We start from the raw sequence: 22,931 nt of genomic DNA on the forward strand, positions 1-22,931 counted from the left end.
ATGCCGCGTTTCGCAGCCAACCTGTCCATGCTGTTCACCGAACAGGATTTCCTTGCCCGTTTCGACGCCGCCGCCAAGGCCGGTTTCAGTGGCGTGGAATACCTGTTCCCGTACGACTTCAGCTCCGCCGAAATCAAGGCAAGACTCGAGGCCAACGGTCTGACCCAAGTGCTGTTCAACCTGCCGGCCGGTGACTGGGCCAAGGGCGAGCGCGGTATCGCCTGCCTGCCGGATCGGGTCGAAGAATTCCGCGCCGGGGTCGATCTGGCGATTGCCTACGCACAAGTGCTGGGCAACACCCAGGTCAACTGCCTGGCCGGCATTCGTCCGCAAGGCGTTGACGATGCCACGGTGGAAAAAACCTTCGTCGCCAACCTCAAATACGCCGCCGACAAGCTGCAAGCGGCGGGCATCAAACTGGTGATGGAAGCGATCAATACCCGCGACATTCCCGGTTTCTACCTGAACAACACGGCGCAAGCCCTGTCGATTCGCGAGCAGGTCGGCAGCGCCAATCTGTTCCTGCAATACGACATCTATCACATGCAGATCATGGAAGGCGATCTGGCCCGCACCCTGCAATCGCACCTGGGCGCGATCAACCATGTGCAACTGGCGGACAACCCGGGGCGCAACGAGCCGGGCACCGGTGAGATCAACTACCGCTTCCTGTTCGAACACCTCGACCGCATCGGTTATCAGGGTTGGGTCGGCTGTGAATACAAGCCGTTGACCACCACCGAGGCTGGCCTCGGCTGGCTGAAAACCCACAACGCGATCTGAGAACACAGCAAAACCTCTGTAGGAGTGAGCCTGCTCGCGATGAGGCCGGCACATTCAATATCCATCTCGCCTGACAAACCGCTATCGCGAGCAGGCTCACTCCTACAGAAATGCAGCTCCCCTATTTGCTTGCGCACGACAAAAACAAGAGGATTTTCTCATGGCTAAAATCGGATTCATCGGCACCGGCATCATGGGCCACCCAATGGCGGCGAACCTGCAGAAAGCCGGTCACAGCCTGTTCCTGTCGCAACACCACGACGCGGCCCCGGCCGATCTGGTCGCCGCTGGCGCCGTTGCCCTTGCGAACCCGCGCGAAGTGGCGCAGGAAGCCGAATTCATCATCGTCATGGTCCCGGATACCCCGCAGGTCGATGACGTGCTGTTCCGCGCCGACGGCGTTGCCGCCGGCATCGGCAAGGGCAAAGTGGTCATCGACATGAGCTCGATCTCGCCGACCGCCACCAAAGCCTTTGCGGCGAAGATCAACGAGAAAGGCGCGCAATACCTCGACGCTCCCGTGTCCGGCGGTGAAGTCGGTGCCAAAGCCGCGACCCTGAGCATCATGGTCGGTGGCGACGCCAATGCCTTCGAACGCGCCCTGCCGCTGTTCCAGGCCATGGGCAAAAATATCACCCTGGTCGGTAGCAATGGCGACGGCCAGACCGCCAAGGTCGCCAACCAGATCATCGTTGCCCTGAACATCCAGGCCGTTGCCGAAGCGCTGCTGTTCGCCTCGAAAAACGGTGCCGATCCCGCCAAGGTGCGTGAAGCCCTGATGGGTGGTTTCGCCTCTTCGAAGATTCTCGAAGTGCACGGCGAGCGCATGATCAAAGGCACCTTCGACCCGGGCTTCCGCATCAGCCTGCACCAGAAGGACCTGAACCTGGCCCTGCAAGGCGCCAAGGAGCTGAACATCAATCTGCCGAACACCGCCAACGCCCAGCAAGTGTTCAGCACCTGCGCGGCCATCGGTGGCAGCAACTGGGATCACTCGGCGCTGATCAAGGGCCTTGAGCACATGGCCAATTTCTCGATCCGCGACAATAAATAAAGCCTGCACAAAACCCTGTGGGAGCGAGCCTGCTCGCGAAAGCGACTTCACATTCAACATCCATGTTGGCTGACATACCGCGTTCGCGAGCAGGCTCGCTCCCACAAGGGATCTGAGTCGCCCTTTCGAATAACAAGAATTCCGGGAGCCCGCCATGTCGGTCGATCCGCAACAACTGCTGCGCGAGCTGTTTGCCACAGCCATCGACGCGGCGCATCCGAACCAAGTCCTCGAAGCCCATCTGCCTGCCGATCGCAGCGGTCGAGTCATCGTCATCGGCGCCGGCAAAGCCGCTGCCGCCATGGCGCAAGTGGTCGAGCGTTGCTGGGAGGGTGAAGTCACCGGCCTGGTGGTCACCCGCTACGGTCACGGCGCTCCGTGCGAAAAAATCGAAGTGGTCGAGGCCGCGCACCCGGTGCCGGACGCCGCCGGTCTGGCCGTGGCCAAACGCGTACTCGAACTGGTCAGCAACCTCAGCGAAGACGATCGCGTCATCTTCCTGCTCTCCGGTGGTGGCTCTGCCCTGCTCGCCCTGCCGGCCGAAGGCATCACCCTCGCTGACAAACAAACGATCAACAAAGCCTTGCTGAAATCCGGCGCGACCATCGGCGAGATGAACTGCGTGCGCAAGCACCTCTCGGCGATCAAGGGCGGCCGCCTCGGCAAGGCCTGCTGGCCGGCGACTGTCTACACCTATGCGATTTCCGACGTACCGGGCGACCTCGCCACGGTCATCGCCTCCGGCCCGACCGTGGCCGACCCGAGCACCTCCGCCGAAGCATTGGCGATCATCAAGCGCTACGGCATCGACATCCCCGCCTCTGTGCGCACTTGGCTGCAGAGTCCGGAATCGGAAACCGTAAAACCCGGCGACCCGAGTCTGGCGCGCAGCCATTTCCAATTGATCGCCCGGCCGCAGCAATCATTGGATGCGGCGGCGGTGAAGTGCCGTCAGGCCGGTTTCAGCACATTGATTCTCGGCGACCTCGAGGGCGAGTCCCGCGAAGTGGCGAAAGTCCACGCTGGCATCGCCCGGCAGATCATCAATCACGGCCAGCCGCTGGCGGCACCTTGCGTGATTCTCTCCGGCGGTGAAACCACGGTGACCGTGCGCGGCGACGGCCGTGGCGGACGTAACGCTGAATTCCTGCTCAGCCTCACCGACAGCCTCAAGGGCCAGCCCGGCGTCTACGCGCTGGCCGGCGACACCGATGGCATCGACGGTTCGGAAGACGACGCCGGCGCGATCATGACCCCGGACAGCTACGCCCGCGCCGCCGCCCTCGGTCTGAGCGCCAGCGACGAACTGGATAACAACAATGGTTACGGCTACTTCCAGGCGCTCGATGCGCTGATCGTCACCGAGCCGACCCGCACCAATGTCAACGACTTCCGCGCCATTCTGATCCTTGAGAACTGCAAATCATGACGCCTGATAAAAAGGTCAAAATCCTCGCCACCCTCGGCCCTGCGGTCGATGGCATTGACGACATTCGCGAGCTGGTCGAGGCCGGGGTCAACATCTTCCGCCTGAATTTCAGTCACGGCGATCATGCCGACCACGCCAAGCGCTATCAATGGATCCGCGAAGTCGAGCGCCAGCTCAACTACCCGCTGGGCATTCTGATGGATCTGCAGGGGCCGAAACTGCGCGTCGGCAAGTTCGCCGACGGCAAGGTGCAGTTGCATCGCGGTCAGGCGTTCCGTCTCGATCTCGATGCGACACCGGGCGATGAACGCCGGGTCAACCTGCCGCATCCAGAGATCATTGCTGCGCTGGAAGCCGGCATGGACCTGCTGCTCGACGACGGCAAACTGCGCCTGCGCGTGGTCACCAAGTACGCCGATGCAATCGACACCACCGTGCTCAATGGCGGTGAGCTGTCTGACCGCAAAGGCGTGAACGTGCCGCAAGCGGGGCTCGACTTGAGCCCGCTGACCGCCAAGGATCGCCGCGACCTGAGCTTCGGTCTGGAGCTGGGCGTGGACTGGGGTGCGCTGTCGTTCGTGCAGCGTCCGCAAGACATCGTCGAAGCCCGCGCATTGATCGGCGACAAGGCGTTTCTGATGGCAAAAATCGAGAAGCCTTCGGCGGTCGAGCAATTGCGTGAAATCGCTGAGCTGAGCGACGCGATCATGGTCGCGCGCGGGGATCTTGGCGTGGAAGGGCCGGCGGAAAGCGTGCCGCAGATTCAGAAAAACATCATCACCACCTGCCGCGCACTGGGCAAACCAGTAGTGGTGGCGACGCAGATGCTCGAGTCGATGCGCTTCTCCCCTGCCCCAACCCGTGCCGAAGTGACTGACGTCGCCAACGCCGTGGCCGAAGGCGCCGATGCGGTGATGCTCTCGGCGGAAACCGCATCCGGGGAATACCCGCTGGAAGCCGTGCAGATGATGAGCAAGATCATCCGCCAGGTGGAAAACGGCCCGGATTATCAGACCCAGCTCGACGTCAGCCGACCGAAAGCCGAGGCGACCGTTTCCGACGCGATCAGCTGCGCGATCCGCCGTATCAGCAACGTGCTGCCGGTGGCGGTGCTGGTCAATTACAGCGAGTCGGGCGCCTCGACGCTGCGTGCATCGCGGGAGAGGCCGAAAGCACCGATCCTCAATCTGACGCCCAACCTGCAAACCGCGCGGCGCTTGAGCGTGGCCTGGGGCATTCATTCGGTGGTCAACGATCGCCTGCGTCAGGTCGACGAAGTCTGCTCGACCGCGCTGGAGATTGCTCAGGCGCAAGGCATGGCCGAGCGTGGCGACACATTGCTGATCACCGCCGGCGTGCCGTTCGGCCAGCCGGGCTCGACCAATTCGCTGCGCATCGAGACGTTGATTTAGCGCTTGTACCGGCCTCTTCGCGAGCAGGCTCGCTCCCACATTGGTTCTGCGTCGATCACAGAACCGAGACTGGACGCAGATCCATGTGGGAGCGAGCCTGCTCGCGAAGCAGGCGCCTCGGTTTTCCCTGACTTTCAGAACTGCCATGCCTGCCAATCACTTCAACACCCACTGCCCCGACTGGGCCGAGGCTTTGCTCAACGGTTTCAGTCAGATTTTCTTCCAGCGCCATCCGCTGTGCGGGCTGCTGTGTCTGTTGGCAATTCTGCTGACGGCGCCGGTGCTGTTTGCCGGGGCGCTGCTCGGTGGGGTTGCCGGTCTGCTCACCGCGCAGCGGCGCAACTACGCCAAGCCTGATCGCCAGGCCGGGCTGTTCAGCTACAACGGCGTATTGCTCGGTCTGCTGTTGAGCCTGTATTTCCCCTGGTCGCCGCTGCTGCCGCCGCTGATTCTCGCGGCCGGCGGCTTGAGCGCGATGCTCACTCAGCAATGGCTCAAACATGTGTATCGCAGCCGTTCCATACCGGCGTACACCTCGCCGTTCGTGGCGATAGGTTGGGTGCTGCTGGTGTTCGCCGAACCGTTCGCGCCGGCGGCGTCTATCGATCTGAACACGGCGAATGTGCTGGCCGCTGAACTGCGCGGATTCGGCCAGGTGATGTTCCTCGACCATCCATTGGCCGGGGCATTGATCGCCAGTGGTTTGCTGCTCGCCGATCGTCGCGCTTTCTGCTGGGCGCTGCTGGCTTCGGCGATCGGCCTCGGCTCCAGTCTGCTGCACCACGAGACATCCGCCGCGCTGCTCGGCCTCGGTGGCTACAACGCCCTGCTCGCCGCCCTCGCCTTCAGCGCCCAACGGCAACATCCGTGGCTGCCGCTGCTGGGAATTGTCCTGGCGCTGTTGGTGACGCCGCTGTTTGCTGCTGCGGGACTGGCGACGCTGACCGCGCCGTTCATCCTCGCCTGCTGGCTGATTCGCGCCGGCATCCAGATGCTGGGCAAAGCGTCGCTTGCGCATGAGTCTTGCGCTCACGAGGACAATCACCCTAGGCTGCGCTGATCTTCGATTCAGGCGTTATCCATGGACAGCAGCAACAATTGGCGCGAACGGCTCTACGTCATGATTTTCCAGAGCGACACCCCGGCCGGGCGTCGCTTCGACGGCATCCTGCTGTTGATCATCCTCGCCAGTCTGGTGATCGTGATGCTCGACAGTATCGACAGCATTCACCGCAATTACGCCGACGTACTGGCCTATATAGAGTGGGGCTTCACGGCGATCTTCCTCGGTGAGTACATCCTGCGTCTGTACTGCTCGCCCAAACCGCTGCGATATGCCTTCAGCTTTTATGGGCTGGTGGATCTGCTGGCGATCGTCCCGGGCATCCTCGCGCTGTATTACAGCGATGCGCAGTACCTGCTGATCATCCGGATTATCCGGATGCTGCGGATTTTCCGCGTGCTCAAACTCAGCCCCTATCTCAAGCAGGCCAACTACCTGATGTCGGCGCTGCGCGGCAGCAAGCAGAAAATCGTCGTGTTTCTGGTCAGCGTGTGCACGCTGGTGACAGTGTTCGGCACGCTGATGTACGTGATCGAAGGCCCGGAACATGGCTTCACCAGCATTCCCAAGGGCATTTATTGGGCGATCGTCACCCTGACCACCGTAGGTTTCGGCGACATCGTGCCGAAGACGCCGCTGGGCCAGGTGATTTCCTCGCTGGTGATGATCACCGGTTATTCGATCATCGCTGTGCCCACGGGGATTTTCACCGCTGAGCTGGCCAATGCCATGCGCGGCGAGCAGCTGCAACATGACTGCCCTGGGTGTCAGAAAAAGACCCACGAGCAGAGCGCGGCGTTCTGTTCGCGCTGCGGCAGTCAGCTGTTCAAGAAAGTGGAATAAGCACAGAGCTTTTTAATCTTTAAGCGCCTATGCGTGGCCCGTTATAGTCGCTGGCAATTGAACATCACCCCCTTGTAGGAGCAGCCTTCGGCAGCTCCTACATCGATAACCAACAAGGAATGCGCAGTGAAAAAACTCTTTGGCGCCTCACTTCTCGCCGCCGGCCTGACCTTGGCCAACATCGCCCAGGCAGCACCGACGCTGCTTAACGTTTCCTACGACGTGATGCGCGATTTCTACAAGGACTACAACACTGCGTTCCAGAAACACTGGCAAGCCGAGCACAAGGAAAACATCACCGTACAGATGTCCTTCGGCGGCTCGAGCAAGCAGGCACGCTCGGTGATCGATGGCCTGCCGGCTGATGTCATCACCATGAACATGGCCACCGACATCAATGCCCTCGCCGACAACGGCAAACTGGTCCCGGACAATTGGGTCACGCGCCTGCCGAACAACAGCGCGCCGTTCACATCAGCCACGGTGTTCATCGTTCGCAAGGGCAACCCGAAAGCGTTGAAAGACTGGCCGGACCTGCTCGAGGATGGCGTGCAAGTGATCGTGCCCAACCCGAAAACCTCGGGTAATGGCCGTTACACCTACCTGTCGGCCTGGGGTTATGTGCTGAAGAATGGCGGTGACGAGAACAAGGCCAAGGACTTCGTCGGCAAACTGTTCAAGCAGGCGCCAGTGCTGGATACCGGTGGCCGCGCCGCTACCACCACGTTCATGACCAACCAGATCGGCGACGTGCTGGTGACCTTCGAAAACGAAGCGGAAATGATCGCTCGCGAATTCGGTCGCGATCAGTTCGAAGTGATCTACCCAAGCGTCTCCGCCGAAGCCGAGCCACCGGTGTCCGTGGTCGATAAAGTCGTCGACAAGAAAGGCTCGCGCGCTGCGGCAGATGAATATCTGAAGTACCTGTGGTCGCCGGAAGGTCAGGAAATCGCTGCAGCCAACTACCTGCGCCCACGTGACCCGGCGGTGCTGGCGAAGTACACCGACCGTTTCCCGAAAGTCGATTTCCTTTCGGTGGAGAAGACTTTTGGTGACTGGCGCACGGTGCAGAAAACCCACTTCAATGATGGTGGGGTGTTTGATCAGATTTATAGCGGGCAGTAAGGTTTGATCTGAAAAATCAAAAGGCGACCCACCAAGGTCGCCTTTTTGTTGAGCCAGAAGCCCCTCACCCCAGCCCTCTCCCAGAGGGAGAGGGAGCCGACCGAGGTGACTTCCGTCAGACATCGACCTGAAGGACCGAGTGGATTATGGTTTGGAACGATCATGGATTCACTGTCGCACCTTCAGGTCGGCGCATATCCCAAGCATCCCCCAATCAGTTCCCTCTCCCTCCGGGAGAGGGCTAGGGTGAGGGGCTTTTGTTGAATGAACAAACACATCCAGCCTTCCCCCGTAACCATCCAGAAGTCATTACACAACGTAATAACAGTTATCATCCGAAAACGTCTTCTGCCCGTCCACGTTGTCCATTAGCCTCTCCGCTTTCCAGTGCCCGACCCGAGATCTCCTATGACCACCACTCCTCACGCAATGACCCGAGGCATGGTCCTGCTGTTCGCGTTCTGCTGCGGCGCCATCGTTGCCAACATCTACTACGCACAGCCGATCATCGGCCTGATCGCGCCGGACATCGGCCTCTCCGACACCATGGCCAGTTTCATCGTCTCGCTCACCCAGATCGGTTACGCGCTGGGCCTGTTCTTTCTGGTGCCGCTGGGCGATCTGCTGGAAAACCGGCGGCTGATGATCATCACCACGCTGGTGGCGATCGCCAGTCTGCTGGGCGCGGCGTTTACCGAGCAGCCCAACGTGTTTCTGCTGATCTCGCTGCTGGTCGGCTTCAGCTCGGTGTCGGTGCAGATCCTGATTCCGCTGGCCGCGCATCTGGCGCCGGAAGAATCCCGTGGCCGCGTGGTCGGCGGCATCATGGGCGGTCTGCTGCTGGGTATTCTGCTGGCGCGACCGGTGTCGAGCGTGGTCGCCGACCACCTCGGCTGGCGTGCCATGTTCATGATCGCCGCAGCGTTGATGGCGGCAATCAGCGTGGTGCTGGCACTGACCGTACCCAAGCGCCAGCCCGATCACAGCGCCACCTATGGCCAATTGATCGGCTCGCTGTGGACACTGCTGCGCCAACAACCCGTGCTGCGTCAGCGGGCGTTTTATCAGGGTTGCATGTTTGCCACGTTCAGCCTGTTCTGGACCGCCGTGCCGCTGGAACTGGCGCGCAACCATGGCCTGTCGCAAAGCGAGATCGCCATATTCGCCCTCGTGGGCGCCATCGGTGCCATCGCCGCGCCAATCAGTGGCCGCCTCGCCGATGCCGGCCACACACGCATCGCCTCGCTGCTGGCCATGCTCTTCGCCAGCCTGAGCTTCCTCCCCGCTTTCATCCACCCGGCCTATAGCGTGATCGGCCTGGCCGTGACCGGGGTGGTCCTCGACTTCTGTGTGCAGATGAACATGGTCCTCGGCCAACGCGCGGTGTACTCGCTGGACGCGAAAAGTCGCGGCCGTTTGAACGCGCTGTACATGACCAGCATCTTCATCGGCGGCGCCTTCGGCTCGTCGGTAGCCAGCGCGGTGTACGAGCATGGCGGCTGGTTGTGGATCGTGATTGTCGGCAGCGTGTTCCCGTTGTTGGCGTTGTTGCGGTTTTTGAGTGCATCGCAAAACGCCTCTCTGGCGCAACGAAAAGTCGCGTCCTGACGCGATGTCATAGTGGGAGCGAGCCTGCTCGCGAAAGCGGTGTGTCTGCCGCAGATCAGTGCCTGACCTGACGCCTTCGCGAGCAGGCTCGCTCCCCACAATTGCGTAGACCCTCAATACCGCACCAGTTTCTCCATCGCCGCATCCGCCAGAAACGAGGAGCGGCTTTTGACGTTATGCTCGCGCACATAGCGATCAATACGCTGAATCACATAGCCAGGCAGCGTAACGTTGACCTTCTCGGTCTTGCCCAGATACGGCGAGATATCCAGCTCCAGCATGCCCCAGCCCATCCCGGCAAAATCCGGATGGCTGCGATGCGCCGCTGCCGAAGTCGGCATCGGAATCGCCTGCCCGGCCGCCGCGATCTCCTGCAGCATGAGATGCGCGACTTCCACGGCCGCGTTGTAAGCCTCTTCGAAGCTGTCCCCGGCCGTGACTGCGCCGGGAATATCGGGGATCTGAATACCGATGGCAGTGTTCTCGTCACCCCACTCGATGCAGATGGGATATTGCATTACGGATCTCCTTCATGACGGGTTGGCGGGCTGAACAACCCCGCGCGCCGCCTGATGCTTGTGACTGTCCCCAGTGGTAAATCCTTTTTCGGATGCGGGACGGCAATCGTGTTCGGGTTGTAACGATGAGTGAAAATGTGATGACTGCCGGCAACCCGATCCAACGTCCAGCCCGCCTCCTCCAGCTCCTTCATCAATAGCCTGATCTGCACCAACCGCCTCCTTGGCCTGGCCAACTAAAAATAACTCTAGAGTTATCTTTACTCAAGCACAGAATGGGACGGGGTGATGGTGGGTTGTTTTGCAAAGTATTCCTGACGCCAGTTTCGTTTATTGCGATTTTCGTTTAATTCGAATAACGTTCGCGCATCGTTTCTAGAATGTTGGAACAGTCTTATGCCCACTCCAATTCCTTCCACTACAAATTTGCCAGTTGAACGCGAAGTCAAAGCCGCGATTGAAGGCCAGCGCACCCTCACCGCTTTCCTCGCCACAGGTTTCGATACCCAGCGAATCCAGATTTTTGATGAGCAGAATGAAGCCCACAGCGTCGAGCTGCCAACGTCGGCATTGCGCTTGCTGAGCGATATCCTCGCAGCGCTGGCGGAGGGCAACGCTGTGAAGGTCGTGCCGATCCATGCCGAGCTGACCACTCAAGAAGCTGCCGATCTGCTCAACGTCTCACGTCCGCACATGATCAAACTGCTGGAGAGCGGTGAGATTTCCTACCACAAAACAGGCAAGCACCGACGTGTGCGTTTTGCCGATCTGATGGAATATAAAACCCGGCGAGACACCGCCAGCGAGCAGGCAATGACGCTTCTCGCGGAGCAGGCACAGGCGCTAAGGACAGGATACGAGTGAGGCATTCCTCTTTCACTGCTGTATACGATGCATGCGTCTTATATCCGGCCCCTTTGAGAGACTTCCTTATGTGGCTCGCGTTGTCTGGGCTGTATCGAGCTCGCTGGACTCAGGAAATACACCACGAATGGAAGCGTAACTTATTGAAGAACAGGTCCGACCTGACCCTCGAACAACTCGATCGCACATCGCAATTGATGGACCTGGCCATTCCAGATGCGTGTATCGATGGCTATGAAGACTTGGTGTCAGGTCTGACGCTGCCTGATGAGAACGACCGCCATGTTCTGGCGGCCGCTATCCGATGCGGTGCCGATGTAATAGTGACGTTCAACCTGAAAGATTTCCCCTCCTGTCACCTCGCGCCATATGGCATCGAAGCTCAGCACCCGGATGAGTTTGTGGAAAACCTTTTTCATCTTGATTCGGCTGCCGTCGTCGCTGCGGCTCAAAGCCAGCGACGGCAATTGAACACGCCCACTGTGGAGGTGGACAAATATCTTGGCTTTCTCCAGCGGCAAGGCTTGGTCGAATCGGTAAAGGCGTTAGGTAACTATCGTGCGATTCTCTGAGAATCAGACGCAAAAAAACGGCGATCCCAGGATCGCCGTTTCTCTTACTGCCCGAACTGCTTGCCCAGCCCCGGCGGTACGCCGTGGATGTTGGTGTCTTCCCACGGGCCGTTGGGGCTGACCGAGCGGCTCCAGCCGTTGTTCCAGCGGTAGTAGGTGCGCTGGCGGTAGAAGGTGTTGGTCTGGTCGTCGAGGACGTAGACGCCGAGTTTCTGGTCCCAGTGGCTGTTGCCGCCCGGTGGCGGGGCGAAGCTGGCGGAGGTGCGTGGCACCGGCTTGGCGGGTTTGGCCGGGATGGTTTTGCCGGGGGTCGGCGAGGTCGACGGGGTCGGGGTCGGTTGCGACGGCGGAATCGGCGGCAGGCTGGTGGTCGGTTCCGGGCGTTGTACCGCACATGCACTCAAGCCCAGGGCCAGTGTGAGGACTGTGATGCGGGCGATGGTGTGCATGGCGGTGCTTTCCTGTTGGGTCCGGTTACTGGTCCGGGCTGTCGATGGTCAGTTTTTGTGGCGCAGTGGTGCTGCTGGCCAAGGGGCCGCTGCGACCGATCCATTCCCCGGCAGTCGGTTGACCGGCCCGAGAGATGCGCGCAACCAGTTGGACTTCAGGGAAGTTGGACAGTTTCAACTGCGGCATCATTGCATCGGCGTCGCCCAGTTCGACGGTCACTGGCAGGTCGGCGACGGTCAGGCGTTTGGCCGCCAGCGGCGCCGGTGGGCCAGAAGTGGCGCGGGCGAAGATGAACACGCTGTCGCCCGGTTGCACCTTGCCTTTGAGTTCGCTCGCGAGATCAACGCTGACTTTCAGCAACGCAGCTTTCGGCGCCGGTGCCTCGGCAACCTGACCACCGCTGGCCTTCAGGCGTTCGGCGGCACGCTCGATGCCGCCTTGCAGCGCAGCGCGCGAGTTGTCTTCCGGCGGCAGTTGCGCGAGCAGGCGATTCCAGTAGTCGATTGCTTCTTGATACCGCTCGCCTTCGAACGCGGCGATACCGAGCAGGCCGAGGCTGGTGACTTCTTTCGGGTCGGCCTTCAGCGCTTCGTCGGTCAGTGCCTGAATCTTCTCTGACCATTTCTTACCGTCGGCGAAATACTGCGCCTGCGCCCACTGGCCAAGCAGTTCCGGCTGGCGACCGGCGAGGTTGGCGGCGCGTTCGAACATCTTCGCCGCGTCCGCCGGGCGATCTTGAGCCATGTAGGTACGGCCAAGGAAATACAGGCCTTCAGCGGAATCCGGTTGTGCGGCGACCGCACGCTCCAGACGCTGGGTCATCTCTTCCATCGACTGTGGTGCCTGGGCGAATTCGCGGGTCAGTTCGACTTTGTCGGCGGCGCCGAAATGCAGGTACAGACCAAGGCCCAGCACCGGCACCAACACGGCGGCCAGCAGCGGCAACGGCTTGCCAAGGCGCGAGACACGCGGTGCGGTGACGCCTTCGGTGTCGGCGAGCAATTCACGTGCAGCTTCCGCGCGGCCACTGTCCAGTTGCGCGGCATCGAGCACGCCTTCGGCCTGCTGCGCTTGCAGTTCGGCAACCCGCTCCTGATACAGCGCGACGTTCAGCGCGGTGCGATCTTCTTCACGCTGGGCGCGGCGTTCGCGCAGCACCGGGATCAGCAGAAAACTCAGGGCGACCAGAAGCAACAGCCCTGCGGCGAGCCAGAAATCAATCATTCTTGGTTTTTATCCAACAGTTGGTCGAGGCGCTGACGTTCTTCGGCAGACAGCGATGACGGGGTTTCGGCACGTTGCCCGCGACGCCTGCGCACGATCAGCACGATCACTACGAAACCGCCGAGCAGCAGCCCGGCCGGGCCGAACCACAACAGCGCGGTCTTCGCATTGAGCGCCGGTTTGTAGCGGACGAAATCACCGTAACGATCGACCATGAAGTCGATGATCTGCTGATTGTCCTTGCCCTCGCCGAGCATGCGGAAAATCTCTTTGCGCAGGTCGGCGGCGATCGGCGCGTTGGAGTCGGCGATATCCTGGTTCTGGCACTTGGGGCAGCGCAGTTCCTTGGTCAGCTCGCGGAAACGCTCGCGGTCGCCCTCGTTGGCGAACTCGTAGGTGTCGATGGCCGCTTGGGCGACACCGGCCAGGCTCAAGCCCAACAGCACTGCTGCGAGAAAACGCTTCATGGCGTGGCCTCATCGACCAGCGCCTGATACTTGGCCGCGAGTTTCTCGCGCCAGACCTGCTCGTCGATTACCCCGACGAACTTGTCGCGGATGACGCCCTTGGCGTCGATGAAGAAGGTTTCCGGCGCGCCGTAGACACCGAGGTTGAGGCCCAGCGAGCCTTCGTCATCACGAATATCCAGCGCGTATGGATTGTGGAACTCGGCCAGCCATTTCAAGGCATCGGCGTTGGTGTCCTTGTAGTTGATGCCGTAGATCACCACGCCGCGCTCGGCGAGTTTGTTCAGTACCGGGTGCTCGACCCGGCAGGAAATGCACCAGGTGCCCCAGACATTGACCAGCGCCGGTTTGCCGAGGATGTCGGCCTTGGTCAGCGTCTTGTCACCCTGCACACTCGGCAGGGAAAACTCCGGGAATGGCTTGTTGATCATCGCCGACGGCAACTCCGCCGGATCGAGATACAGGCCACGATAAAGAAACACCGCCACCAGCAGAAAAATCGCCAGCGGCAATAACATCAACCAACGCCTCATGCCGCCGCTCCCGTCATGCCCAGCGCTTCGCGCACTTTGCTTTTCACCTTGACCCGATAACGCCGATCCAGCGCCGCCAGCAAACCACCCAATCCGGTGAGCAAGCCGCCGAACCAGATCCAGCGCACAAACGGTTTGACGTGTACGCGCACGGCCCAGGCGCCGTTATCCAGCGGCTCGCCGAGGGCGACGTAGAGATCGCGGGTGAAACCGGCATCGATGCCAGCTTCGGTCATCACCGAATTCTGCACCGTGTACAGACGTTTTTCCGGGTGCAGCACGCTGATTTCCTGGCCGTCGCGAATGACGCGGATGGTGCCTTTGTCCGAGGTAAAGTTCGGCCCCTCGAAATGTTTGGCGCCTTCGAAGACGAACTGATAGCCGGCCAGGTCCATCGCCTCGCCCGGCGCCAGGCGCAGGTCACGCTCGGCACTGTTCTGGCTCGACAACACCACACCCAGCGCGCACACAGCGATGCCGAGGTGGGCGATCTGCATGCCCCAATAGCTGCGGGTCAGCGTCGGCAAGCCTTTGATCAGGCCTTTGTGGCGGGTCTTGTCGAGCAGATCGCGCACGCCGGCAAGCAGCACCCACGCGGCCAGCAGGAACGTCGCGATCACCGCCCAGTTGAAGTCGCCATAGGCCACGCCGGCCACCACGGCCAGTGCGACGCTGCCGAGCAGCACCGGGGTGAGCATGCTCGCCAGCCATTTCACCGGCGTGTCCTTCCAGCGCACGATCACACCGACCGCCATGACCAGCATCAGCAACGCCATCAACGGAATGAACAGCGCATTGAAATACGGCGGGCCGACCGACAGCTTGGCACCGCTGATGGCATCGAGAATCAGTGGATACAAGGTGCCGAGGAGGATCATCGACGCCGCGACGACCAACACCAGATTGTTGCCCAGCAGCAAGGTTTCACGTGACCACAGATTGAAGCCGACCTGACTTTTCACCACTGGCGCGCGCAGGGCGAAAAGGGTCAGCGAACCGCCCACCACGAACAGCAGGAAAATCAGAATGAACACGCCGCGCTCGGGGTCCGAGGCAAACGCGTGCACCGAGGTCAGTACGCCCGAGCGGACGAGGAAGGTGCCGAGCAGGCTCAACGAGAACGCGGCAATCGCCAGCAACACCGTCCAGCTCTTGAACACGCCGCGTTTTTCGGTGACCGCCAGCGAGTGGATCAACGCAGTGCCGACCAGCCATGGCATGAACGAGGCGTTTTCCACCGGGTCCCAGAACCACCAGCCGCCCCAGCCGAGTTCGTAATACGCCCACCACGAACCAAGGGTGATGCCGATGCCGAGGAACGCCCAGGCGACGATCGTCCATGGACGCGACCAACGCGCCCATGCGGCATCGAGACGACCGCCGAGCAGCGCGGCGATGGCGAATGCGAAGGCCACGGAGAAACCGACATAACCCATGTACAACATCGGCGGATGCACGATCAAACCGATGTCCTGCAGCAACGGATTGAGGTCGCGGCCATCGGCGGGAATCTGCGGCAGGATCCGCGAGAACGGGTTCGAGGTAAGAATCAGGAACAGCAGGAAACCGGTGCTGATCATTCCCATCACCGCCAGCACGCGAGCGAGCATGACTTGCGGCAACTGCCGGGAAAACACCGACACGGCGAACGTCCAGCCGCCGAGGATCAATGCCCACAGCAACAGCGAGCCTTCATGGGCGCCCCACACCGCACTGAATTTGTAGTACCACGGCAGCGCGCTGTTGGAGTTCATCGCCACATAGCCGACGGAGAAATCGTCGGTCATGAACGCGTAGGTCAGGCAGCCAAAGGCAAACAGCAGAAAGGCAAACTGACCCCACGCTGCCGGTTGCGCCAGGCTCATCCACAAACGGTCGCCGCGCCAAGCGCCGAGCATCGGCACCACCGCTTGGACCAGCGCAAAACACAGGGCGAGAATCATCGCCAGATGGCCCAGTTCAGGAATAAACAATGCGGCTGCCATCGATCAACCCTCCTTCACAGGCGTCGGCGCGGATTGACCGCTGTCCTTTAGCGCTTTGGTCACTTCCGGCGGCATGTACTTCTCATCGTGCTTGGCCAGCACTTCATCGGCAATCACCACGCCGTCGGCGTTGAGCTTGCCGAGGGCGACGATACCCTGCCCTTCGCGGAACAGATCCGGGAGGATGCCGCGATAAGCGATGGTCACGGACTTGTTGAAATCGGTGACGACGAACTTGACGTCCAGCGAATCCTTGGATCGTTGCAGCGAACCGGCCTCGACCATGCCGCCGGCGCGGATGCGCGTGTCCTGCGGCGCTTCACCGTTGGCGATCTGCGTCGGCGTGTAAAACAGATTGATATTTTCCTGCAGCGCGCTCAGGGCCAGGCCGACAGCGGCGCCGACCCCGACCAGGATGGCCAGAATGATGATCAGACGTTTTTTGCGCAGCGCATTCACTGGCCGTTCTCCCGGCGCAGACGACGCGCCTCTTGTTGCAGATAACGCTTGCGCGCCGCAATCGGCGCCACCACGTTGAGGGCCAGCACCGCCAGACAGATGCCGTAGGCCGACCAGACATACAGGCCGTGATGGCCCATGGCGAGGAAGTCGCCGAATGAAGCAAAACTCATCGTGCCGCCTCCAGACTCTGCTGCACTTCGGTTTTCACCCAACTGGCGCGGGCTTCGCGCTTGAGCACTTCAAGGCGCATGCGCAGCAACAGCACAGCGCCGAAGAAGCAGTAGAAGCCCAGCACCGTCAGCAGCAGCGGCAGCCACATTTCCGCCGGCATCGCCGGCTTTTCCGTGAGGGTGAACGTCGCGCCCTGATGCAGGGTGTTCCACCACTCCACCGAGTATTTGATGATTGGAATGTTGATCACCCCAACGATCGCCAGCACCGCGCAGGCCTTGGCGGCGCTGTCGCGGTTGCTGATGGCATTGCCCAGCGCGATCACGCCGAAATACAGGAACAGCAGAATCAGCATCGAAGTCAGGCGTGCATCCCAAACCCACCACGAGCCCCAGGTCGGCTTGCCCCAGATAGCACCGGTGACCAGCGCCACCGCAGTCATCCACGCACCGATCGGTGCAGCACATTGCAGAGCGACGTCGGCCAGTTTCATCTTCCACACCAGCCCGACCACGCCGCACACCGCGAGCATCACGTAGATCGACTGGGCGAGCATCGCGGCAGGCACGTGAATGTAGATGATGCGGAAGCTGTTGCCTTGCTGATAATCCGGCGGCGCGAACGCCAGCCCCCAGACCACACCAACGCCGATCAGCAGCAACGCTGCGATGCTCAACCACGGCAGGAACTTGCCGCTGATGCCGTAGAACCACTTGGGCGAGCCGAGCTTGTGAAACCAGGTCCAGTTCATACTGTTTCCATCACGGTTGCCGCTCATCATCGCGAGCTGGCAGAGGGTCATGCCTTTCTTCTGGAAGAAGTGGTCAATTTTTGACCAGGCCTCATTATTATTCGCCGACGCTGATCTTCAGGCCAGCGGCTATTGCAAAGGGTGTCAGGGTGATCGCCAGCGCTGTGAGGCTGGCCATCCACAACAGGTATCCGGTCGCCGGCATGCCTTGCAGCGCGGCCTGCAACGCGCCGCTGCCAAGGATCAACACCGGGATGTACAACGGCAGAATCAGCAGCGCCAGCAACAGACCGCCGCGCTTGAGGCCGACCGTCAGCGCCGCGCCAACTGCGCCGAGCAGGCTCAGCACCGGCGTGCCCAGCAGCAACGACAGCAGCAGGACCGGCAGACAGGCGGCCGGCAAACCGAGCATCAACGCCAGCAATGGCGACAGCAGGACCAGTGCCAGACCGGAGAACAGCCAGTGTGCCAGCACCTTGGCCAGGACCAATAGCGGCAGCGGGTGCGACGAAAGGACCCACTGCTCCAGCGAGCCATCTTCGAAATCACTGCGAAACAATCCGTCCAGCGACAGCAGGACCGACAACAACGCCGCCACCCAGACTAACCCCGGGGACAGGTTTTGCAAGACTTGAGTTTCCGGGCCGACGGCCAGCGGGAACAGTGCAATGACGATGGCGAAGAAAATCAGCGGGTTGGCCAGCTCCGCCGGGCGGCGGAACAGCAGGCGCGATTCGCGGGCAAGCAGCAGGCCGAAGACACTCATACCGCCCATTTCCCCAGATCGATGTCGCGATAACCGGCCGGCATGCGGCTCAGCGTATGGTGCGTGGTCAGGATCACGAGACCGCCGCGCTCGCAATGCCCGGCCAGATGTTCTTCCAGTTGCGCGACGCCCTGCTTGTCCAGCGCCGTGAAAGGTTCGTCGAGAATCCACAACGGCGGGCTGTCCAGATACAACCGCGCCAGCGCTACGCGGCGCTGTTGACCGGCGGAAAGACTGTGGCAGGGAACGTCTTCGAAACCGCGCAATCCTACCGCTGCCAGTGCCTGCCAGATCGCCTCGCGCTCGGCGGGATGATGCAGGGCGCAGAGCCACGACAGGTTTTCTTCGGGAGTGAGCAGATCCTTGATCCCGGCGGCGTGACCGATCCACAACAGATTGCGCGCCAGTTCGCTGCGTTGCTCGGCCAGCGGTAGCCCGTTGAGCAGCACCTGGCCATCGGTGGGTTGCATCAAACCGGCGAGCAGACGTAAAAGACTGGTCTTGCCGCTGCCGTTGGGACCGCTGATCTGCACCATGTCACCGCTGACCAGGCGCAATTCGAGGTGTTCGAACAGCAGCCGCAGATCGCGTTCACACGCCAGGGCAACGGTTTGCAGGACAGGACTGGTCAAGGGATCACGGGCCTTATACGGTTCAAGTCGGCTCTGGCGCGGCCGTTAAAGAGAAGCAGCATAGATGCTTTGATCGCTCGATCTGGCGAGCTGGATCAAACAATTGCTAGGTTTTTTGAACGAAGCGCACGACGCGCGGCATTATACATGCCGTGCCTTACTCTCAAGAGTGCAATTTCCTCAGGTTGTGTCCGCGTATGACAGGCGAAATGAACATCCTCCCGCTGCCGCCCACCGTGCCGGCGAGCGCTCGCCCGCAGATGGGTGAACTGCTCAAGCTGCTGACGCCGGTCGAGGGCTTGATAGGCGCGGGGCAAAGCGCCAAGGCCGAGGTGTTGTCGCTCAAGCAGGCCGATCAGACCTTTGAATTGCTGCTCAAAGTGACCCTCGACAGCGGTCGCCAGACCACCGTGCAGGCCAGCAGCAATCTGCCGTTGCCACAGGGCACCAACCTGGCGATCACCCAGCCATCGGCCGGGAATCTGGCGATCACCGTGCAGCAAGCGATTGCCAGCAGCGTCGCCACCCTCACCCGCATCGACACCGCGCAGCTGCCGGCCGGCACCCTGCTGCAAGGCAAAGTCGTGACCTCGCAGGCTCTGCCGCAAACCCCAGGACAAGCGGCGGTGTTCCGTTCGATGGTGACCCTGCTCAACACTGCGTTGAGCGGCAGCACATTGACCGTCGACAGTCCGCAACCGCTGCGCATCGGCACCTTGTTGTCGGCGCAGGTGCAGGACGCGCAAACCCTCAAATTCGTGCCGTTGAGCAGCCGTCAGGAGCAACTGGCGGTCAGTCAGCAATTGCTCGGTCAGCAAAGTCGTCAGGGCTCGCTCGATGGTTTGCTGAAATTGCTGCAGAATCTGCCGCCGGCCACCGATCAGACCTCGGCCGATCTGCGCGCAGTGGTCGACAAGCTGCTCGCCAGCCTGCCGGACGTGCAGCAAATGAGCACGGCCAAAGGCGTGGCACTCGCCCTGGCCAACAGCGGCGCGTTCCTCGAAGCCAAATTGCTCGGCGGACAAAACCCGGCGCTTGCCCCGGACATGAAGGCCGACCTGCTCAAGCTGATCGCGCAACTGACCCCCGGCCTGCCGAGCAACACCAATTTCAACGCGATCATCGCCGCCAACACCCTGGCGCAGGCCTTGCCGAGTTTCGTTCGAAATGCCTTGGGCACCCTCGGTCAGGTCAGCGCCAAACCGGTGCCGAGCAGCTTTCCGTTACCCGAACGGCTGCTGGCGAAACTGGAAGGCGAAGGCGATCTCGAACAGCTGCTGCGCCTCGCCGCCGCTGCGGTGTCGCGCCTGCAAAGCCATCAGTTGTCGAGCCTGGAACAGACTGGCGTCACCGACGATGGCCGCCTGCTCAGCACCTGGCAGCTGGAAATCCCCATGCGCAATTTGCAGGACATCGTGCCGCTGCAGGTCAAGTTTCAGCGTGAAGAAGCGCCGGAGCGCGAACCGCAACCCCACGAACGCCGCGACGAGCGTGAAGCCAAACAGCAACTGTGGCGGGTCGATCTGGCCTTCGATCTGGAACCCCTCGGACCGATGCAGATTCAGGCGCAACTGATTGCTGGCAGCCTGTCCAGTCAGCTGTGGGCCGAGCGGCCGTACACCGCCGACCTGATCGAAAGCAATCTGTTTGCGCTGCGCCAGCGCTTGCTCGATTCCGGGCTCAACGTCGGCGACCTCGACTGCCACCACGGCACCCCGCCGCAAGGCAACCAAACCCGCCTCGAACACCGCTGGGTCGACGAAACCGCATGAACGATTCCACTGCCCCACGCCAGGCCATCGCCCTCAAATACGACGGCAACCACGCCCCGACCCTCACCGCCAAGGGCGACGATGAACTGGCCGAAGAAATCCTGCGCATCGCCCGCGATTACGAAGTGCCGATCTACGAAAACGCCGAACTGGTACGCCTGCTGGCGCGGATGGAACTGGGCGACAGCATCCCCGAAGAGCTCTACCGCACGATCGCCGAGATCATCGCGTTTGCGTGGAATCTGAAGGGCAAATTCCCCGAGGGACAAGACCCGAACGCGCCGATGGTCGAGAAAGATGTGACCCTGCGCGGCGATGATTATTAAGCCTTAAAAGCAAAAGATCGCAGCCTTCGGCAGCTTCTACAGGGAAATGCGAATCCAATGTAGGAGCTGCCGAAGGCTGCGATCTTTTGATCTTGCTTCTAGTTCTTGTGAAGCTTGCGCATCAACTCCGCCTCAGCCTGGGTCAAGCCGCACGACTGAGTCAGTTCATCGACGCTCGCGCCCATGCCCACCAGTTTCGCCGCCTGGGCGAATGACAGGCTCGACGGGTCGCGTTGTTCCAGTGCAACGATCTTGTCCGGCAACGGGCTCACCACCGCGCGCAACTCGTGCAGGGCTTCGCCCATGCGCACGTTGCCGTTCTGGTAATCGTCGACGCGTTTGGCCAGTTCCTTGATGCGCTGATCACGCAGCGCATCGCCCTGGGCCTGCTGCGCAGCGATCACCCGCTGCGCCTTGATGTACGAGACGAACATCGCCAGCGTGCCGGCCCAGAACAGGAACAGAACAATTACCGCAACCTCGAGAATCAAATCAGATGCTCTCCAGTTCCGACCATTCTTCTTCGCTCATCATCTTGTCCAGCTCGACCAGAATCAGCAGCTCGTTGTTCTTGTTGCACACGCCCTGGATGAACTTGGCCGACTCTTCGTTACCGACGTTCGGTGCGGTTTCGATTTCCGACTGACGCAGGTAAACCACTTCGGCGACGCTGTCGACCATGATGCCGACGACTTGCTTGTCGGCTTCGATGATGACGATACGGGTGTTGTCGCTGATCTCGCCGCTGTGCAGGCCGAAGCGCTGACGGGTGTCGATCACGGTGACCACGTTGCCGCGCAGGTTGATGATGCCCAGCACATAGCTCGGCGCACCCGGTACCGGGGCGATCTCGGTGTAGCGCAGCACTTCCTGCACGCGCATCACGTTGATGCCGTAGGTTTCGTTATCCAGTTTGAAGGTCACCCATTGCAGGATCGGATCTTCAGAACCTTTTGCATTCGACGCCTGACTACTCATACCCTGACCCCTCGAAAAAACCGCCCTGGGCGGTGTGTGTTCTGTGTGATGGCATTGAAAAATGCCATCGCCTGATTGTTATGTCGGCTGCTATGTCGGTTTATGTAGCGGCTTGTTGCCGCTCAAGTGCTTTGCCCCGCCGCTGGCGATCAGCTCGGCCAGCGCGGATACGTCAAGCAATGCACACATGTGCTCGATCACCGTGCCGGCGAGCCATGGCCGCTGACCCCGGTGACTTCTCCATTTGATTTCATTCGGGTCCAGGCGCAACGAGCGACTGACCTGATGCACCGCCAGCCCCCACTCGTAACCCTGAACCGAAATCACGTATTGCAGGCCCTGCCGGAAGTCATCGCGGTAACGATCCGGCATGACCCAGCGCGCGGTGTCCAGGACCTTCAGGTTGCCGGCCTGGCTCGGCAGAATTCCGAGGAACCACTCCGGCTGACCGAACAGCGGCGTCAGCTCATGGCCGGCCAGCGAATAGATCGACCCCAGGCACACCAGCGGCACGGCCAGCGTCAGCCCGGCGACATCGAACAACAGACATTCGAAGGCCTCAGCAGCCCAGGCCGGACGGCCATCGGGTTCAACCGGTGGCGGCGGGTTGTTCGGTGGCAGGTGCACTTCGACCAGCGGCGGAATCAGCACCTGCGGCTCTGCCACTGGCGGCGCCGGTTCTGGCTCCGGCTCGGGTTCTGATTCTGGTTCCGGAACGGTCAATAACTGTGTTTGCAGCAGCGGCGCCAGCGTCGACAGCGGCGCGCGCGGTTCGTCGATCAGCGCCACCGGGGCCTTGGCTACAGGTGCAACAGCCGGGGCGGCAATTGGAGCGACAGACTTCTGCGCGTCGCGAGCCTGCTCTTCGAGCACCGCCGCCTGGAACTCGTCCATGGCCTCGGCGCTTTCCATCACTTGAGGCTGCGCCTGTTCGACGACTGGCGGCTGCGCTTCGACTGGTGGCGGCACGTCTTCGGGCAGGTCCAGCAGCAGGTCTTCCAGGTAGGACTGCAAGGCCTGTTGCGGGCGTGAAGTCAGCTTAACCGGCCGGTTCATGCGCGCCCCCCTGTAGGAGCTGCCGAAGGCTGCGATCTTTTGATCTTTTCAGGAGCACTGGCAGGCCAGATCAACAGATCGCAGCCT

At 61.2% G+C, this 22,931-nt stretch carries 27 protein-coding genes; 12 read left to right on the forward strand and 15 right to left on the reverse strand.

Annotated elements, in window-relative coordinates; all coding sequences use genetic code 11:
- The 8 genes from hyi to AEQ63_RS26820 all read left to right on the forward strand — a co-directional run bounded on the left by hyi (position 1) and on the right by AEQ63_RS26820 (position 9,317).
- Positions 1 to 783, forward strand: coding sequence for a hydroxypyruvate isomerase (gene hyi, locus AEQ63_RS26785; RefSeq protein WP_064365444.1), 783 nt, complete (start codon positions 1 to 3; stop codon positions 781 to 783).
- 160 nt (positions 784 to 943) lie between these two features.
- A complete protein-coding gene (locus AEQ63_RS26790; RefSeq protein ID WP_064365445.1) occupies positions 944 to 1,837 on the forward strand; it encodes a 2-hydroxy-3-oxopropionate reductase in 894 nt (297 codons plus the stop codon).
- A 154-nt stretch (positions 1,838 to 1,991) separates the two neighbouring features.
- Positions 1,992 to 3,266 (forward strand): glycerate kinase type-2 family protein, encoded by a 1,275-nt coding sequence (locus AEQ63_RS26795; protein ID WP_064365446.1) that lies wholly within the window; start codon positions 1,992 to 1,994, stop codon positions 3,264 to 3,266.
- Positions 3,263 to 4,678, forward strand: coding sequence for a pyruvate kinase (gene pyk / locus AEQ63_RS26800; RefSeq protein WP_064365447.1), 1,416 nt, complete (start codon positions 3,263 to 3,265; stop codon positions 4,676 to 4,678). The genes AEQ63_RS26795 and pyk overlap by 4 nt, the downstream gene beginning before the upstream one ends.
- 145 nt (positions 4,679 to 4,823) lie before the next feature.
- Positions 4,824 to 5,738 (forward strand): urea transporter, encoded by a 915-nt coding sequence (locus AEQ63_RS26805; protein WP_064365448.1) that lies wholly within the window; start codon positions 4,824 to 4,826, stop codon positions 5,736 to 5,738.
- A 21-nt stretch (positions 5,739 to 5,759) separates the two neighbouring features.
- On the forward strand, positions 5,760 to 6,584 hold the full coding sequence (locus AEQ63_RS26810) for an ion transporter (RefSeq protein ID WP_064365449.1): 825 nt from the start codon (positions 5,760 to 5,762) through the stop codon (positions 6,582 to 6,584).
- A 126-nt stretch (positions 6,585 to 6,710) separates the two neighbouring features.
- On the forward strand, positions 6,711 to 7,709 hold the full coding sequence (locus tag AEQ63_RS26815) for a sulfate ABC transporter substrate-binding protein (RefSeq protein WP_064365450.1): 999 nt from the start codon (positions 6,711 to 6,713) through the stop codon (positions 7,707 to 7,709).
- A 408-nt stretch (positions 7,710 to 8,117) separates the two neighbouring features.
- The gene (locus AEQ63_RS26820) at positions 8,118 to 9,317 is read left to right on the forward strand and encodes an MFS transporter (RefSeq protein ID WP_064365451.1); all 1,200 of its coding nucleotides are present in this window, start codon (positions 8,118 to 8,120) and stop codon (positions 9,315 to 9,317) included.
- A gap of 113 nt (positions 9,318 to 9,430) precedes the next feature.
- Here the strand turns inward: AEQ63_RS26820 and AEQ63_RS26825 are convergent, their stop codons facing one another.
- Positions 9,431 to 9,835, reverse strand: coding sequence for a type II toxin-antitoxin system HicB family antitoxin (locus AEQ63_RS26825; RefSeq protein WP_064365452.1), 405 nt, complete (start codon positions 9,833 to 9,835; stop codon positions 9,431 to 9,433).
- Complete coding sequence (locus AEQ63_RS26830) at positions 9,835 to 10,047, reverse strand: type II toxin-antitoxin system HicA family toxin (RefSeq protein ID WP_064365453.1); 213 nt, start codon at positions 10,045 to 10,047, stop codon at positions 9,835 to 9,837. Before AEQ63_RS26830 ends, AEQ63_RS26825 begins: the two co-directional genes overlap by 1 nt.
- A 184-nt stretch (positions 10,048 to 10,231) precedes the next feature.
- On the opposite strand from AEQ63_RS26830, the gene AEQ63_RS26835 reads away from it, so the two are divergent.
- Both AEQ63_RS26835 and AEQ63_RS26840 read left to right on the forward strand, forming a co-directional pair.
- The gene (locus AEQ63_RS26835) at positions 10,232 to 10,699 is read left to right on the forward strand and encodes a helix-turn-helix domain-containing protein (protein ID WP_042607562.1); all 468 of its coding nucleotides are present in this window, start codon (positions 10,232 to 10,234) and stop codon (positions 10,697 to 10,699) included.
- The gene (locus tag AEQ63_RS26840) at positions 10,696 to 11,271 is read left to right on the forward strand and encodes a PIN domain-containing protein (protein WP_064365454.1); all 576 of its coding nucleotides are present in this window, start codon (positions 10,696 to 10,698) and stop codon (positions 11,269 to 11,271) included. Before AEQ63_RS26835 ends, AEQ63_RS26840 begins: the two co-directional genes overlap by 4 nt.
- Before the next feature lie 44 nt (positions 11,272 to 11,315).
- Here AEQ63_RS26840 and AEQ63_RS26845 read toward each other — a convergent pair whose 3' ends face one another.
- From AEQ63_RS26845 to ccmA, 10 genes are all read right to left on the reverse strand, one after another.
- A complete protein-coding gene (locus tag AEQ63_RS26845) occupies positions 11,316 to 11,720 on the reverse strand; it encodes a hypothetical protein (RefSeq protein ID WP_064365455.1) in 405 nt (134 codons plus the stop codon).
- A gap of 25 nt (positions 11,721 to 11,745) precedes the next feature.
- A complete protein-coding gene (gene ccmI / locus AEQ63_RS26850; protein WP_042607559.1) occupies positions 11,746 to 12,945 on the reverse strand; it encodes a c-type cytochrome biogenesis protein CcmI in 1,200 nt (399 codons plus the stop codon).
- Positions 12,942 to 13,412, reverse strand: coding sequence for a cytochrome c-type biogenesis protein (locus AEQ63_RS26855; protein ID WP_064365456.1), 471 nt, complete (start codon positions 13,410 to 13,412; stop codon positions 12,942 to 12,944). Before AEQ63_RS26855 ends, ccmI begins: the two co-directional genes overlap by 4 nt.
- Positions 13,409 to 13,945 carry a DsbE family thiol:disulfide interchange protein gene (locus AEQ63_RS26860; RefSeq protein WP_064365457.1) on the reverse strand — a complete coding sequence of 179 codons (537 nt, stop codon included), beginning with the start codon at positions 13,943 to 13,945 and terminating at the stop codon, positions 13,409 to 13,411. The genes AEQ63_RS26855 and AEQ63_RS26860 overlap by 4 nt, the downstream gene beginning before the upstream one ends.
- Positions 13,942 to 15,930, reverse strand: a complete 1,989-nt coding sequence (locus AEQ63_RS26865) for a heme lyase CcmF/NrfE family subunit (RefSeq protein WP_064365458.1) — start codon at positions 15,928 to 15,930, stop codon at positions 13,942 to 13,944. The genes AEQ63_RS26860 and AEQ63_RS26865 overlap by 4 nt, the downstream gene beginning before the upstream one ends.
- Positions 15,931 to 15,933: 3 nt before the next feature.
- Positions 15,934 to 16,389 carry a cytochrome c maturation protein CcmE gene (gene ccmE / locus AEQ63_RS26870; RefSeq protein WP_064365459.1) on the reverse strand — a complete coding sequence of 152 codons (456 nt, stop codon included), beginning with the start codon at positions 16,387 to 16,389 and terminating at the stop codon, positions 15,934 to 15,936.
- The gene (gene ccmD / locus AEQ63_RS26875; protein WP_039763617.1) at positions 16,386 to 16,562 is read right to left on the reverse strand and encodes a heme exporter protein CcmD; all 177 of its coding nucleotides are present in this window, start codon (positions 16,560 to 16,562) and stop codon (positions 16,386 to 16,388) included. The genes ccmE and ccmD overlap by 4 nt, the downstream gene beginning before the upstream one ends.
- Complete coding sequence (locus AEQ63_RS26880; RefSeq protein WP_038860475.1) at positions 16,559 to 17,314, reverse strand: heme ABC transporter permease; 756 nt, start codon at positions 17,312 to 17,314, stop codon at positions 16,559 to 16,561. The genes ccmD and AEQ63_RS26880 overlap by 4 nt, the downstream gene beginning before the upstream one ends.
- Before the next feature lie 97 nt (positions 17,315 to 17,411).
- Entirely contained in the window at positions 17,412 to 18,080 is a 669-nt protein-coding gene (gene ccmB, locus AEQ63_RS26885; RefSeq protein WP_039763615.1) for a heme exporter protein CcmB, read from the reverse strand.
- On the reverse strand, positions 18,077 to 18,712 hold the full coding sequence (ccmA, locus tag AEQ63_RS26890) for a cytochrome c biogenesis heme-transporting ATPase CcmA (RefSeq protein WP_064365460.1): 636 nt from the start codon (positions 18,710 to 18,712) through the stop codon (positions 18,077 to 18,079). The genes ccmB and ccmA overlap by 4 nt, the downstream gene beginning before the upstream one ends.
- A 197-nt stretch (positions 18,713 to 18,909) precedes the next feature.
- On the opposite strand from ccmA, the gene fliK reads away from it, so the two are divergent.
- On the forward strand, positions 18,910 to 20,484 hold the full coding sequence (fliK, locus tag AEQ63_RS26895; protein WP_064365461.1) for a flagellar hook-length control protein FliK: 1,575 nt from the start codon (positions 18,910 to 18,912) through the stop codon (positions 20,482 to 20,484).
- Positions 20,481 to 20,810, forward strand: coding sequence for an EscU/YscU/HrcU family type III secretion system export apparatus switch protein (locus AEQ63_RS26900; protein WP_042607552.1), 330 nt, complete (start codon positions 20,481 to 20,483; stop codon positions 20,808 to 20,810). Before fliK ends, AEQ63_RS26900 begins: the two co-directional genes overlap by 4 nt.
- A gap of 98 nt (positions 20,811 to 20,908) precedes the next feature.
- Here the strand turns inward: AEQ63_RS26900 and AEQ63_RS26905 are convergent, their stop codons facing one another.
- From AEQ63_RS26905 to AEQ63_RS26915, 3 genes are all read right to left on the reverse strand, one after another.
- Entirely contained in the window at positions 20,909 to 21,301 is a 393-nt protein-coding gene (locus AEQ63_RS26905) for a DUF2802 domain-containing protein (protein WP_064365462.1), read from the reverse strand.
- A 1-nt stretch (position 21,302) separates the two neighbouring features.
- Positions 21,303 to 21,788, reverse strand: coding sequence for a chemotaxis protein CheW (locus AEQ63_RS26910; protein WP_016771050.1), 486 nt, complete (start codon positions 21,786 to 21,788; stop codon positions 21,303 to 21,305).
- A gap of 90 nt (positions 21,789 to 21,878) precedes the next feature.
- Positions 21,879 to 22,844 carry a CheW domain-containing protein gene (locus AEQ63_RS26915; protein ID WP_064365463.1) on the reverse strand — a complete coding sequence of 322 codons (966 nt, stop codon included), beginning with the start codon at positions 22,842 to 22,844 and terminating at the stop codon, positions 21,879 to 21,881.
- Positions 22,845 to 22,931 lie beyond the last annotated feature (87 nt).

The sequence above is a fragment of the Pseudomonas sp. RIT-PI-o genome, assembly GCF_001297215.1.
Taxonomy (GTDB): Bacteria; Pseudomonadota; Gammaproteobacteria; order Pseudomonadales; family Pseudomonadaceae; genus Aquipseudomonas; species Aquipseudomonas moraviensis_A.